Annotated in this window: 13 protein-coding genes and 1 tRNA gene; 6 read left to right on the top strand and 8 right to left on the bottom strand. The window is 66.8% G+C overall.

Annotation, left to right across the window (positions count from 1 at the left end; genetic code table 11):
• Positions 1–92 precede the first annotated feature (92 nt).
• Positions 93–178: transfer RNA gene (locus LH19_RS14420), tRNA-Tyr, on the bottom strand.
• A gap of 80 nt (positions 179–258) precedes the next feature.
• On the opposite strand from LH19_RS14420, the gene rlmB reads away from it, so the two are divergent.
• On the top strand, positions 259–1,026 hold the full coding sequence (gene rlmB / locus LH19_RS14425) for a 23S rRNA (guanosine(2251)-2'-O)-methyltransferase RlmB (protein WP_054729242.1): 768 nt from the start codon (positions 259–261) through the stop codon (positions 1,024–1,026).
• A gap of 18 nt (positions 1,027–1,044) precedes the next feature.
• Here rlmB and LH19_RS14430 read toward each other — a convergent pair whose 3' ends face one another.
• Positions 1,045–1,362 carry a 2Fe-2S iron-sulfur cluster-binding protein gene (locus LH19_RS14430; protein ID WP_054587150.1) on the bottom strand — a complete coding sequence of 106 codons (318 nt, stop codon included), beginning with the start codon at positions 1,360–1,362 and terminating at the stop codon, positions 1,045–1,047.
• Positions 1,363–1,463: 101 nt separating this feature from the next.
• Between LH19_RS14430 and LH19_RS14435 the strand changes: the two genes are divergently transcribed.
• The 3 genes from LH19_RS14435 to LH19_RS14445 all read left to right on the top strand — a co-directional run bounded on the left by LH19_RS14435 (position 1,464) and on the right by LH19_RS14445 (position 3,176).
• On the top strand, positions 1,464–2,081 hold the full coding sequence (locus tag LH19_RS14435; RefSeq protein WP_054729245.1) for a DNA-3-methyladenine glycosylase family protein: 618 nt from the start codon (positions 1,464–1,466) through the stop codon (positions 2,079–2,081).
• Between the two features lie 95 nt (positions 2,082–2,176).
• The gene (locus tag LH19_RS14440; protein ID WP_054729249.1) at positions 2,177–2,578 is read left to right on the top strand and encodes a ketosteroid isomerase-related protein; all 402 of its coding nucleotides are present in this window, start codon (positions 2,177–2,179) and stop codon (positions 2,576–2,578) included.
• A 10-nt stretch (positions 2,579–2,588) separates the two neighbouring features.
• The gene (locus LH19_RS14445) at positions 2,589–3,176 is read left to right on the top strand and encodes a GNAT family N-acetyltransferase (RefSeq protein ID WP_054729252.1); all 588 of its coding nucleotides are present in this window, start codon (positions 2,589–2,591) and stop codon (positions 3,174–3,176) included.
• Positions 3,177–3,262: 86 nt separating this feature from the next.
• Here the strand turns inward: LH19_RS14445 and LH19_RS14450 are convergent, their stop codons facing one another.
• The 3 genes from LH19_RS14450 to LH19_RS14460 are packed head-to-tail and all read right to left on the bottom strand — an operon-like array spanning position 3,263 to position 9,047.
• Positions 3,263–4,675, bottom strand: coding sequence for an efflux transporter outer membrane subunit (locus LH19_RS14450; RefSeq protein WP_054729254.1), 1,413 nt, complete (start codon positions 4,673–4,675; stop codon positions 3,263–3,265).
• On the bottom strand, positions 4,672–7,863 hold the full coding sequence (locus LH19_RS14455; RefSeq protein WP_054729257.1) for an efflux RND transporter permease subunit: 3,192 nt from the start codon (positions 7,861–7,863) through the stop codon (positions 4,672–4,674). The genes LH19_RS14450 and LH19_RS14455 overlap by 4 nt, the downstream gene beginning before the upstream one ends.
• Positions 7,860–9,047: an efflux RND transporter periplasmic adaptor subunit gene (locus LH19_RS14460; protein ID WP_054729260.1), complete on the bottom strand. Its 1,188-nt coding sequence runs from the start codon at positions 9,045–9,047 to the stop codon at positions 7,860–7,862. The genes LH19_RS14455 and LH19_RS14460 overlap by 4 nt, the downstream gene beginning before the upstream one ends.
• 158 nt (positions 9,048–9,205) lie before the next feature.
• On the opposite strand from LH19_RS14460, the gene LH19_RS14465 reads away from it, so the two are divergent.
• Positions 9,206–9,790, top strand: a complete 585-nt coding sequence (locus LH19_RS14465) for a TetR/AcrR family transcriptional regulator (RefSeq protein ID WP_054729262.1) — start codon at positions 9,206–9,208, stop codon at positions 9,788–9,790.
• Between the two features lie 15 nt (positions 9,791–9,805).
• Here LH19_RS14465 and LH19_RS14470 read toward each other — a convergent pair whose 3' ends face one another.
• Complete coding sequence (locus LH19_RS14470; RefSeq protein WP_054729266.1) at positions 9,806–10,810, bottom strand: pyridoxamine 5'-phosphate oxidase family protein; 1,005 nt, start codon at positions 10,808–10,810, stop codon at positions 9,806–9,808.
• Positions 10,807–11,196: a hypothetical protein gene (locus tag LH19_RS14475; protein ID WP_145923471.1), complete on the bottom strand. Its 390-nt coding sequence runs from the start codon at positions 11,194–11,196 to the stop codon at positions 10,807–10,809. The genes LH19_RS14470 and LH19_RS14475 overlap by 4 nt, the downstream gene beginning before the upstream one ends.
• A 215-nt stretch (positions 11,197–11,411) precedes the next feature.
• Between LH19_RS14475 and LH19_RS14480 the strand changes: the two genes are divergently transcribed.
• The gene (locus tag LH19_RS14480; RefSeq protein ID WP_082395733.1) at positions 11,412–12,542 is read left to right on the top strand and encodes a GGDEF domain-containing protein; all 1,131 of its coding nucleotides are present in this window, start codon (positions 11,412–11,414) and stop codon (positions 12,540–12,542) included.
• Between the two features lie 9 nt (positions 12,543–12,551).
• Here LH19_RS14480 and LH19_RS14485 read toward each other — a convergent pair whose 3' ends face one another.
• Positions 12,552–13,661 carry an NAD(P)-dependent alcohol dehydrogenase gene (locus LH19_RS14485; protein WP_054729272.1) on the bottom strand — a complete coding sequence of 370 codons (1,110 nt, stop codon included), beginning with the start codon at positions 13,659–13,661 and terminating at the stop codon, positions 12,552–12,554.
• Positions 13,662–13,666: the final 5 nt, after the last annotated feature.

The raw sequence follows: 13,666 nt of genomic DNA on the forward strand, positions 1-13,666 counted from the left end.
GGTCTCGGACAATGCCGGACAGCGGAACCCCCGCATTTGCAGGGGTTACTTACGCTTTCTCGGAAGATAATGGAAGCTCCCGGAGGAACATATGGTGGACAGGGCTGGATTCGAACCAGCGTACGGAAAACCGGGCAGATTTACAGTCTGCTGCCTTTAACCACTCGGCCACCTGTCCATGGGGCCCGCTTTGGGAAGCGGTCCAATGGCGAAACGAGGCTTGCCTGTCAATGCCAGTCATGGGAAAGGCCGCGCATCATGCGACAATTTTCCCGTCACCGCCGCCCGCAGGGCCAGAGCACGCGCGGCCAGCCTATCCGCTTCTGGGGACGCCACGCCGTGCTGGCGGCGCTCGCCAATCCCGAACGCACCGTCAAGCGCATCTGGGGCACCCGCGAGGCGCTGGGCCAGCTCGACCTGCCGCCGGTGATTCCGATCAGCTATGCCGACGTCACCGACCTCGCGCGCCTCGTCGCGCGCGATGCGCCGCATCAGGGGCTGGTGATCGAGGTCGATCCGCTCGAAAGCGTCTATCTCGGCGATCTGCTGCAGGAAGAGGTCGATGCCGACAGCCGGCGCCCGCTGATCGTCCTCGATCAGGTCACCGATCCGCATAATATCGGCGCGGTGCTGCGCTCGGCCGCCGCCTTCGATGCCGCCGCGATCATCACGCAAGATCGCCATAGCCCGCCCGAAAGCGGCGTCATCGCCCGCTCGGCGTCGGGGGCGCTCGAAACCGTGCCGTGGGTGCGCGTCGTCAACCTGTCGCGCGCGCTCGAAGAGATTGCCGAGGCGCAATATTGGCGCATCGGGCTGATGGGCGATACCGAAACGACCCTCGGCTCGACGCTCGACGGCAGCAAGGTGGCGCTGGTGCTTGGCTCCGAAGGCGACGGCATGCGCCACAATGTCATGGAGCATTGCGACGTGCTGGCACGGCTGCCGATCTCGCCGCGGATGGAAAGCCTCAACATCTCGAACGCCGCCGCGATCGCGCTCTACGCGGTCGCCACGGCGGGGCAATAAGCCGCTTATCAGGCGAAATCAGTCCTCGGCGGCGATCCGTACGCGCAGGCCGTCGAGCGCATCGCTGAACGGGAGCTGGCACGACAGGCGCGAATTGTCGTCGCGGTCGGTCGTCGAATCGAGCAGGTCGTTCTCGTCCTCGCTCATCGCGGGCATCGCAGCCTTGTCGCCCGCCTCGACATGGACGTGGCAGGTCGCGCACGAACAGCAGCCGCCACACAGCGCGAGCAGTTCGTCGAAGCCGGCGTCGCGGATATTTTCCATCACGGTCAGGCTGGTGTCGCCCTCGATCTCATGTTCGGTCCCGTCGCGCGTCACCACAATCAGCTTGGCCATGTGCATCCCCATATCGTTCGATTCGGATGGGCTATGTCGCGCGTTGCGCGGCAAATCAAGCGCTGCTAGAGCGGAAATCAGGAACAAAAGGAGAATATGCGATGGGCCTGAGCCAGCAGCAGCTCAACGCCGGAATCGACGCCCTCGCGGCGCTCGATACCAATTTCGCGCGCGCGTTCGGCCATGCGGGCTATCCCGAACCGCGTATCCGCGCCCCGGGTTACACCACGCTTTTACGCACTATCGTCGGCCAGCAGGTCAGCGTCGCCGCCGCCAATTCGATCTGGAACAAGCTGGAAGCGGGTTTTGGCGAGGGTTGTCCGGCCGAAGCGGTGGCCGCCGCCGATTTCGATGCGCTGCGCGCGTGCGGCCTGTCCGGGCAGAAACAGGGCTATGCGAAAAGCCTCGCGCAATTGATCCTCGACGGCGAACTGAAATTCGACGCCCTGCCCGCCGACGACGAGGAAGCGATCGCCCTGCTCACCAAGGTCAAGGGCATCGGCCGCTGGTCGGCCGAAATCTACCTGCTCTTTGCCGAGGGACGCCCCGACATCTGGCCCGCGGGCGACCTTGCGGTACAGGAGGCGGTCGGCCGCATTCTCCAACTCGAAGCCCGGCCGAGCGAGAAACGGGTACGCGAGCTCGGCGAAGCCTGGCGCCCGCATCGCGGCGCCGCCGCCATCTTCAGTTGGCACTGTTATAATATGGATGTGATCTAGGCTCTTCCCTGAGCCTGAGCCCTGCTATTTCTATATTGCGGCGAACCGGACAAGACGCCAATCGGGATCGCACAATCCCAGTCGATGAGGCTTTCATGACCACCACCCGCGATATCGTCACCACTTATTATGCGGCGTTCAACGCCGGCGACAGCGAAGCGATGCTCGCCTGTCTTGCCGAGGATGTCCGCCATGACGTCAACCAAGGCGATCCGCGCCACGGCAAGGCGCTGTTCCGCGAATTCAACGCGCATATGGCGAAATGCTATCGCGAACAGCTCACCGACATGGTGATCTTCGCCGAAGCCGACCGGGCCGCCGCCGAGTTCATCGTCAACGGCACCTATCTCGCCACCGACGAGGGACTGCCGGAGGCGAACGGCCAGATCTACCGCCTCCCCGGCGGCGCCTTCCTGTCGGTGAACGCCGACGGGCTGATCGACCGCGTCACCACCTATTACAACCTTACCGACTGGATGCGGCAGGTCGGCGCATGAGGATCGGCGCATGACCGTCGCGGTCGCGCCGGTGACGGGCGCGGGACTGACCGACGTCATCCCCGCGCTTGCCCGGCTGCGCATTACGGTGTTTCGCGACTTTCCCTACCTCTATGACGGCGCCGCCGCCTATGAGGTCGATTATCTCGCCGATTTCGCCGCCGCCGACGGCGCGGTCGTCGTCGTCGCGCGCGACGGGTCGGAAATCGTCGGGGCCGCGACCGCCGCGCCGCTGGCGGCCCAGGACGACGCCTGGCAGGCGCCGCTCGCCGCGGCGGGTTTCGACATCGCCCGCACCTTCTACTTCGGCGAATCGGTACTGCTCGGGGATTATCGCGGTCAGGGCATCGGCCACGCCTTTTTCGATCACCGCGAAGCGCAGGCGCGTGCCGAGGGCGCCGCACACGCCGCCTTCTGCAGCGTCATCCGCGCCGCCGACCACCCCGAGCGCCCTGCAGCCTATCGCCCACTCGACGCTTTCTGGCGCGGCCGCGGCTATGCCCCGCTGGACGGCGTGACGGCGTGGTACGAGTGGAAGACTATTGGAAGTGCGAAGGAAGAGCGGCATCAGCTTCAGTACTGGACGCGGAAGCTCTGATTTCCGGCAAAGGCTGAGGCGGCGTGACCTCTATCGGCCGAAACCAGCCGTCGGCCTCGCCGTCTGATCGGCGTGACAGCGTTCGCTTAGGCAGCCGCGTCCTGCCAGCCGCCGCCGAGCGCGAGGAACAGCGACACGAGATAGGTCGCACGTTGCTGTTCGGACTGGGCGATGCTCGCCTGAATCTGCGCCAGCGAGCGTTCGGCGTCGAGCACGACCTGAAAATTCTCACGCCCCGCCTCATAGCGCAGCCGCGCGATCCGGGCCGCCTCGCCCGCCTCGTTCGCCGCACGGCGCAGCGCCGCGAGCCGGTCGAGTTCGCCGGCATAGGCGGCGAGCGCGCTTTCGGTCTCCTCGAGCGCCGACAGCCAGCTCCCGTCGAAGGCCGCGAGCGCCGCGTCGGCGCCCGCTTCGGCCTGCTTCAGCCGCGACCGCGCAACCTCCATATTGGGGAAGTTCCACGAAATCAGCGGCCCGAGCGAGAAACGGAAGCCGTCCGACTTGCCGAGCCCCGAAATCGAATCCGCCGTCGATCCGATCGAGCCACCAAGGCTGATGCTCGGATAGAGGTCGGCGGTGGCGACATTGACCCGCGCCGATGCGGCGGCAAGTTCGCGTTCGGCGCGGCGGATGTCGGGCCGGCGCGCGAGCAGCGAGGCACCGTCGCCGACCGGAATCGGCCGGTCGAGTTCGGGCGGCGCCTGACAGGCGAGAACCGCCGCGGCGGGCGCCTCCGCCGGTGGCTTGCCGGTCAGCACCGCGAGCCGGTAAAGCGCCGCCGACCGCTGGGCGGTCAGCGTCGGGATCGTTGCGCGCGTCTGTTCGAGCAGCGCCCCCGCCTGCCCCGTTTCGAGCCGCGTCGCGCGGCCGCCTTCATACAGGCGGCGCGTCAGGTCGAATGTCTGCTGCTGGATACGCAGCGTTTCTTCGGCGACCGCGATCTGGCGGTTGAACGAGCAGACGTCGGCATAAGCGCGCGTCGTTTCGGCGGCGACGGTGATGCGCGTCAGGTCGAACGCGGCCTGTACCGCCTCGGCATCGGCACGGCTGGCGCGGATCGCGCTGCCGACGCGGCCGAACAGGTCGACCTGATAACCGACGTCGAGGCCGACGTCGTAGCTTTCGCCCTCGACCGTCCCCGGCCCCAGCGGGTTGCGCTGCCGCGCATAGGCGCCGCTGGCACCGACGCTGGTCGTGGGCAGCCGCCCGGCCCGCGATTCGCGCAGGACCGCGCGCGCCTGCGCCAGATTGGCGGCGGCGACGCGCAGGTCGGTGTTGGCGACGAGCGCCTGCTCGACAAGCGCGTCGAGCGTCGGGTCGGCGAACAGGCTCCACCATTCGCCCGGCGGCTGGTCGCCGGTGAAGGCCGGCGACTTGCCGGTTTCGAGGAACGGCGCCTGCGACGGCGCTGCCGGCGTCGGCGAGACATAGGCGGGGCCGACCGTGCAGGCCGACAGCGCCAGCGCGCCCGCGCCGATGAACAGGTTACGGATCATCATTGCGCCTCCAGCGGCGTATCTTTGTGTTTGTCGCGCGGTCCCATCAGCCGCTTCGCGCGGTCGCCGAGCTTGCGGCAGACGACGTAGAAGATCGGCGTGAAGATCAGCCCGAAGATGGTGACTCCGAGCATGCCGAAGGTCACCGCGGTGCCCAGCGCCTGCCGCATCTCCTGCCCCGGCCCGCTCGCAATCGCGAGCGGGATCACGCCGAAGATGAAGGCAAAGCTGGTCATCAGGATCGGCCGCAGACGCGAGCGCGCCGCGTGGACCGCCGCGTCGAGCGGGCTCATCCCGTCCTGTTCCTCGGCCTGCTTGGCGAATTCGACGATCAGGATCGCATTCTTCGCGGCGAGCGCGATGAGCACGACCAGCCCGACCTGCGTCAGGATGTTGTTGTCCATCCCGCGCAGGTTCACGCCGAGCATCGCCGCAAGGATACACATCGGCACGATCAGGATGACCGCGAGGGGCAGCGGCAGCGATTCATATTGCGCCGCAAGCACGAGGAAGACGAACACCACCGCGAGCAGGAAGATCAGCACCGCGCTGCTCCCCGCCGCCTTTTCCTGATAGGCGAGGCCGGTCCATTCATAGGCGAACCCAGCGGGCAGCGTCTTCGCCGCCAGCCCTTCCATCGCGGTCAGCGCCGCGCCCGACGAGACGCCCGGCGCCGCCTGTCCCTGCAGTTCGACCGCAGGGAACAGATTGTAGCGCACGACGCGCGTCGGCCCGCTGTCGTTGCGGAAGGTCGCGACCGACGACAAAGGCACCATCTCGCCCGACGTCGAACGCACCTGCAGGCGGCCGACGTCCTCGATCTTGCTGCGCGCCGACGGTTCGGCCTGCGCGGTCACGCGGAAGGTGCGGCCGAGGAAGTTGAAGTCGTTGACATAGGTCGACGCCAGATAGGTGCCGAGCGCCGAGTAGACCTGCGTCGGGTCGACGCCCAGGATCTGCGCCTTGTCGCGGTCAACCTCGGCGAAGATGCGCGGGCTACCGGTGTTGAAGAGCGAGAAGACCTGCGTCACCTCGGGCACCTGCTGCGCCCCGCCCATCATCGCCATCGTGGCCTGTTCGAGCTCGCGATAGCTTTCGCCGCCGCGCGCCTGCAGCATCATCGTGAAACCGTTGCCGTTGCCGAGACCCTGCACCGCGGGCGGTGCGATGACGAAGGCATTGGCTTCGGGGAGCGCATTGGCGAGCGCGCCCGAAAGCTGTCCCGACAGCGCTGCGGCGCTCAAATCCTTGCCGCGTTCTTCCCAGTCCTTCAGGCGGATGAACATCGTACCGGCGTTCGATGCGGTCGAGAAACTCGACCCGTCGAGCCCCGAAAAGGCGGCGATACTCTCGACCCCGTCGATGCCCGACACAGCGGTCCGCGCCCGTGCCAAGACCTCGCTCGTGCGGTCGAGCGACGCGCCCGGCGGCAACTGGACGACGCCGATCAGCACGCCCTGATCCTGGTCGGGGATGAACCCCGTCGGGGTCGCGGTCAGGCGCCAGCCGGTGAAGGCGAGCAGCACCGCATAGATAACCAGCATCATCCCGGTCTTGCGGATCAGCGACGCCGTCGTGCGGCCATAGCGGTCGGACAGCTTGTCGAAGCCGCTATTGAACTTGTCCGCGGCGCGGCGGACGAAGCGCATCACCGGGTTCTTCGGCTCCGCATGATGCTCCTCGTGCGGCTTCAGGAACAATGCCGCCATCGCCGGCGACAGGGTCAGCGAAGTCAGCAGCGAAAAGACCGTCGCCGCGGCAATCGTCACCGCGAACTGCTGGTAGAAAATGCCCGGAATGCCGGGAACGAAGGCCGTCGGCACAAACACCGCGACGAGCACCAGCCCGATCGCGATCAGCGCGCCCGACACCTCGCCCATCGTCCGGTGCGCCGCCTCGCGCGGGGTCAGCCCCTCGCGGATATGTTTCTCGACCGCCTCGACGACGACGATCGCGTCGTCGACGACGATGCCGACCGCGAGCACCAGCGCAAACAGCGAGAGCGAATTGATCGAGAAACCGAGCGCGAGTTGGACCGCGAAGGTGCCGACGAGCGCGACCGGAATCGCGACGATCGGGATGATCGCGGCGCGCCAGGTCTGGAGGAACACCAGCACGACGAGCACGACGAGCACAATCGCCTCGAGCAGCGTTTCCTGCACCGCGGTTACCGACGCCTGGACATATTCGGTCGGGTTGAACGGAATCTCATATTCGAGTCCCGGCGGGAAATCCTTCGATGCGTCCTGGACTTCCTTGAGCACCAGGTTGGCGGCGTTGAGCGCGTTGGCGCCGGGCTGTTGGATCACCGCCATGCCGATGCCCTTTTGCCCGTTGAACACGCCGCGCACGCCATAGTCCTGCGCGCCGAGTTCGACGCGCGCGACGTCCTTCAGGCGGGTGATCGCGCCGTTCGTCGTGTCGGTCTTGACGACGACATTCTGGAACTGTTCGGGCGTGACGAGGCGTCCGGGGACTTCGACCGGCAATTCGAAGGCAGGATTGCCCTTGCCATAGGGCGGCGCGCCGACCGAGCCGCCGGCAACCTGGACGTTCTGGCTCTGCAGCGCGGCGACGATTTCGGTCGCGGTCATGTTGCGCGCCGCTGCCTTGTCGGGGTCGATCCAGACGCGCATCGAATAGAAGCCGCCGCCGAAAATCTGCACGCCGCCGACGCCCTCGAGCCGCAGCAGGCGGTCGCGCAGCGTCGAGTTCGCATAGTTGCCGACATAATCGATATCGATCGCCGGATCGGTCGACTTCAGCGCGACGATCATCAGGAAGCCCGATTCCTGCTTGTTCACCTGCACGCCGATCTGGCGCACCTGTTCGGGCAGCCGCGGTTCGGCGAGCGCGACGCGGTTCTGCACCAGCACCTGCGCGGCATCGAGATCAGTGCCGGGCTGGAAGGTGACGGTGATCTGCGCCGCCCCCTGCGTTGACGACGACTGGATATACAGCATATTCTCGACGCCGTTGATCTCCTGCTCCAGCGTCGAGGCGACCGTTTCGGCGATCGTGTCGGGCGAAGCGCCGGGATAGGCGGCGTTGATGCTGATCGTCGGCGGGGCGATCTCAGGATATTGGGCGAGCGGAAGCTGCGGATAGGCGAAGGCGCCGATCAGCGTGATGAAGATCGCGATGACCGCCGCGAAGATCGGGCGGTCGACGAAAAAGCGGCTGAAATTCACTTGCCGGCTTCCTTGTTCGCCGGCGCCTTCTTCGCCTGCCCTGCCGGTGCTGCAACCTTGGGCATCAGCACCTTGCCGTCAGGCGCGATCCGGCCCTGCTGCGTCTTGACCGGCTTGCCCGGCATCGCGCGCTGGATGCCGTTGACGATGACGCGGTCCTTGGCGGTCACGCCCGAACGGATCACGCGCAGCCCGTCCACGACAGGGCCGAGTTCGACCGGACGCGCCTGCACCACGTCCTTGGGCCCGACGACATAGACGAGGCGGCGGGCGGCGTCGGTGACGATCGCCGTATCGGGCAGCAGGATCGCGGACCGCGGCGCCGACGCCGCGAGCTGGAGCTGGCCGAACAGGCCGGGGCGCAGCTTGCCGTCGGGGTTCTGGACGACCGCGCGCACGGCGATCGTGCCCGATCCGTTGCTCAGGGCATTGTCGACGAAGTCGATCCGCCCGTTCAGGCGGTAATCGTCTTCGCCCTGCAACCGGATGCGCACCGGCGAGCCGTCGATCGTGTCGCCGCGCCGCTCATATTCGAGCAGGCTCGCTTCCGATCCCTGGAAGGTGAAGTGCAACGGATTGGTCGACACGATCGTCGTCAGGATCGTCTGGTCGGCGGTGACCGAGTTGCCGGGGTCGACCAGCCGCTGCGACACGCGGCCCGAAATCGGCGCGGTCACGCGGGTGAAGCCGACGTTGAGCTCGGCACCGCGAATCGCGGCGCGATTGGCCGCGACATCGGCCTCGCCCGTCCGTACCGCGGCGCGGCGCTGTTCGACCTCTTCCTTGCTCGCTGCCTGCGACGCCGCGAGCGTTTCCGAACGCGCGAGTTCGGTGCGCGCGTTGGCGAGCGTCGCCTGCGCGCGGGCCAATTGGGCGCGCGCCTGATCGAGCGTCGCCTGCGACGGGCGCGCGTCGATGGTGAACAGCAATTGCCCGGCGCGCACATATTGGCCGTCGGTGAAATGGGCGCGCTGCAGATAGCCCGAGGCGCGCGGCCGCACCTCGACGCTGGAGACGGCTTCGAAGCGGCCGACATAATCGTCCCATTCGGTGACCTCGCGGACGAGCGGGGCCGCGACGGTCACGGGCAAGGCGGGAGGCCCGCCCTGCTGGTCGCCGCCGCCCGAACAGGCGGTCAGCAGCAGCGAAAGAAAGATTACGGGCGCGAGGAAGGGAGAGCGCATGGTTTTGGACCTATGTCTTTTTTCTAGGGGCATGTTCCGACATCGCGCCGCAGGGAGGGGGGAAGCGCAGCACGATGCCGGACAATGCCGACTAATGCCCAAGCCGAAATAAGTCAACAGATGTTGATTTATGTCCAGACCCGTGCAAAGGCGCCACCATGGAGCGGACCACATCCATCAAAAAGCGCGATGCCGCGGCGACGCGCAGCGCGATCCTGTCGGCGGCGCAACAGCGTTTCCTGCGTGAAAGCTATGACAGCGTCGGGCTGCGCGATATCGCCGGCGACGCCGGTGTCGATGTCGCATTGATCGGCCGCTATTTCGGCGGCAAGGAAGGGCTGTTCCGCGAGGTCGTCACCCATGACGACCGGCCGGGCATGTTTCGCGAACCCAAGAACATCGCCGAACTGCCTGCCTATCTCGCCCGCCTCGTCGCCGAGGATGGGAGCGACGACCGGCAGAAGCGCATGGAAATGTTCATCATCATGCTGCGTTCGGCCTCTTCGCCCAAGGCGAGCGAGATCATCCGCGACCTCGTCCATCTCGACGTCCTCGGGCCGCTCGCCGAACTGATCGGCGGCGATCACAGCGAGTTGCGCGCCAACATGCTGCTCGCGATCCTGATGGGCATTGGCGTATTGTCGACGATCATGCGGGTCGACAATTTCGGCGGCAGCGGCGCCGAGCGCGACGAATGCACCGAACGCTTCCGCTGCCTGTTCGAGGCGGCGCTAACCTGCTGACGCCATGTCCCGGCATCAATAGAGATTGTCCTTATAATCCTTGGCGAGGCCGCGCTCCATCAGGCCCGGCACCGATACGAAGGCACCGGCCAGCCGCGCCGCGAGCCCCTTGTCCTTGTTGAGCCGCACATGGTCGGCGAACATTCTGGCCGGCCGGATATCGCCGGGCGCTGCGGCCGCGGGCCACAGCCGCGCGCGACCGAGCGCCGCGCTGGCGCGCATCTCCATCGTCACATCGTCGATGCGCGCCGCCAGCAGCGGCGTCTTGTCACGAACCGCAAAGGCCGCCCGCGCCGATTCGTCGGCGGTCAGCCGGGCCTGCCCCCGCACCGACACCACCCCCGTCGATCCGGGAATCAGCAACGCCGCAGCGATTCGCGGCTGGACGACGATGTTGCGAAAACTGTCGGCGCGGCGGTTGCCCGGCCGATCGGCAAACCAGAGCCCGCCGGCACCCATCCGCGCCATGCTACCCGCGGGATCGCCCTTCGGGCTGAGGTCGGCGCCGCCGTCGGCATCGACCGTCGCAAGCGCCATGAAGCGACTCGCGTTGACGAAGCTGCCCGGATCGCCGGGCCACTCGCCGAGCGGCTCGGCCGACCAGAAATCGGAGCGGATGAGCGCCTTGGCGCAATGGCCGTAGCATTCCTCGATGGCGACGCGCAGGATGCCGCCATCGGTGCCGACGACGCGGCCGTTGATGCGCAAAGTTTCTCCGACGCCGGGAATGAGGAAAAGCGAACCGAATCCTGCGCCCGGCACCGCGAGTGCGGGATCGTCGATCAGGTCGAGCGGTATCGCCAGCACGGCCGGGTCCGCGGCGGACGCAAAGCCCGGATCGCCGCCGCCGAGCGTGATCGCGATCCCCTGCCCGTCCCCGAATCCGGCGAACATCAGCGGCGACGCGGCGAGCCAGCGCCGCGCGTTGGCATCGGCATGGTCGATCACCTTCAAATTGACCGGCGCCGGCGTCTTCCCGATCACGCCCTCGAGCACCGCGAGGCTGTCGATGGCGCTCATTGAAGGTCCCGCGGCGCAAGGGTGAGGAGGATTCGCGTCGAGCAGAGCGCACAGTCGAGCGCCGTGGCGGCGCCTTCTTTCGCGGCGAGGCAGCCCGGCACGCTTCCTCCTCCGCCGAGCAGCTTGGCAAGGCGTATTTCGTCTTCCGACAGCCCGTCCGCGCTGCCGACCGCGAAAGGATGGTCGAGCGCTTGTTCGTAAAGGTTGAGCAGACTGTCGAACGCCGCGGCGAGCATCGGGCAGCGCCGTTCCGACAACAAGGCGTGCAAGCGCGGTTGCGTCGCTTCGCCCTTGTCGCGCGCCGATCGCCAGCAGCGCGCCGCGGCCGTCGCCAATTCGGCCCGGTCGGGCGAAACCGCGGTGCCGTCGATCGCGACATGCATCATCGTCTTTTCCTTCGTTTGCGGCCCCTCAAAACCCGTTACGAGGCCTATGTCATATTTGCGAATGATTCGCAATAAGTCATTCACCGGGACCAAGCCAATGATATTCCAGCCTGTTTCTGCGGGTGCGATTCTCTCCTCCTCGCCCGCTCCGGACCCGTCGCCGAAAAGCGCTGAAACCCGCTTAAATCTAGCAACCAGCGCCCGTTAAACGTCGCATGACCACAAAAGCGACATCATCGAACGAGCCGGTAGGGCGGCTCCTAGATTGGCTGGGGCTGCGCAACCCGCACGGCAACGCCCCGACGCAGGAGAGTCCGCCACCCGGCGCGCGGCCTGCCTCGCTCGACCTCGCGCGGCAGGCGCGGCAGCAACTCGCACAGGCGATCACCGGCTTCCTGCTCGATCATGATCTCGACATATCGGCGTCCAACCTGTCGCTTGCCCACGGCGTCTTTTCGGGCAGCAACCCCGGCCTCGCGCGGCAGATCAACGCGCGGATCGCATCGGGTGAGGGTATCACCCAGCAATGGCTCGACGAATTCGCCAAGGAAGAGGCGTCGGGGCTCGATCATAGCGAAATCGACCGCATCGTCGCTCGCCTCGAATCGAACCTCGACGCCTTCCAGACCCACACCAAAGCGGCGCGCAGCGTCACCAGCGACTATGGCAGCGAGCTCGAACGCCATGTCCTCGACCTCGAACAGGTACAAAAGACCGGGCAGCTCGTCTCGAGCCTCGCCGATCTTGCCAAGGCGATGCTCGAACGCACCCGCCGCGCCGAAGACGATATGCGCAAGAGCGAGGACGAAGCAAAGGCGCTGCGCCGCAGCCTCGCGCGCGCCAAGCGCGACGCCGAAATCGATTATCTGACCGGCCTGCCCAACCGCCGCGCCTTCGAGGTGCTGCTCGAACGCCACCATGCCGAAGCCCGCGCCGCCTGCGAACCGCTGAGCGTCGCCTTCTGCGACATCGACGAATTCAAACGCGTCAACGATATCCATGGGCATGAGGCCGGCGACCGCGTCATCAAGCTGATCGCCGACACGCTGTCGAAGATTTCGGACGATCATTGCCATGTCGCGCGCCATGGCGGCGAGGAGTTCGTCATGCTGTTCCGCGGCCTCGCCCCCAGCGAAGCGGCGAAGCGGCTCGACGAGGCGCGCGAGCAGCTCGCCGAACGACGGCTGATCAACCGCAAGACCGACGAGCCGTTCGGCCAGATCACCTTCTCGGGCGGCGTGGCCGACGTCTTCGGCTATGGCGAGGTGCGCGAGGCGCTGAAAGCCGCCGACGAGGCGCTGTACCGCGCCAAGCAGGCCGGGCGGAACCGCATCGAACTCGCCTGACGGCTGCGGTCAGGGAATCAGCACGACCTTGATGCAATCGCCGCGCGCCTGCGCGGCGATTGCCTCGTTGATCTGATCGAGCGGAAAGGTCTGGATCAGCCGGTCGAACGGGAAGCGCCCCGCGGCATGGTGCGCGATCAGCTCGGGAATGAAGACCTGCGGGTCGCTGTCGCCCTCGATGATCCCGATGATGCGGTGGCCGGGGGTCATCAGCGCCGCGATATTGACGTTGATCGACGCCTCGGCCTTTGCCGGCACGCCGACCAGCCCGATCGCGCCGTGGCTGCCGAGCGCCGCCAGCCCCGCCTCGATCACTTCGGTCCGGCCGCTGCTGTCGAAGGCGAAATCGACGCCTTCCGGAACGATCGCGCGGATCGCTTCGGCAATATCGCCGGCCGCCGGATCGATCACATGCGTCGCCCCGAGCTCTTTGGCGATCTCGCGGCGCGCTGCAACGGGTTCGACGAGGATGATCGGCGAGCAGCCCTGGATCACCGCGCCCATGACGGCAGCAAGACCGACCGGCCCGCCGCCGAAGATCGCGATGCTCGCACCCGCCGGACAAGCGAGTGAGCGCATCACGCCGCCCGCGCCGGTCTGGAACCCGCAGCCGAGCGGCCCCAGCAGTTCGAGCGGCGCGGCGCTGCCGGTCACTTTGACGACGTTGCGCGCGCGCGTAATCGCGTGGCTCGCGAACGAAGACTGGCCGAAGAAATGCGACCCTACGGGCCCCTCGCCGTCCGCCCATGATTTCGAGCCGTCCTCGAGCCGCATCCCCGCATAGTTCAGCGGCACGAAGCTGCGGCAATAGCTCGGCAGTCCTTCGTCGCAGCGCGGACAGGTGCCGCAGCTCGAAAAGCCGAGCACGACCTGATCGCCGACTGCGAGCCCCTCGACCCCTTCGCCGACCGCCTCGATCACCCCCGCCCCTTCATGCCCGAGTACCGCGGGCAGTTGATAGGGGACGAACTGGTCGCGAAAGATCAGGTCGGTGTGGCAAAGCCCCACCCCGGCGATGCGCACGAGCACCTCGCCCGCGCGCGGGCTCTCCAGTTCGAGTTCTTCGACCGAAAAATCGGCGTGCGGCGCGCGCGCCACGGCTGCGGTGGCCTGGGTCATCCTCT

It is taken from the genome of Sphingopyxis macrogoltabida (genome assembly GCF_001314325.1).
GTDB classification, from domain to species: Bacteria; Pseudomonadota; Alphaproteobacteria; order Sphingomonadales; family Sphingomonadaceae; genus Sphingopyxis; species Sphingopyxis macrogoltabida.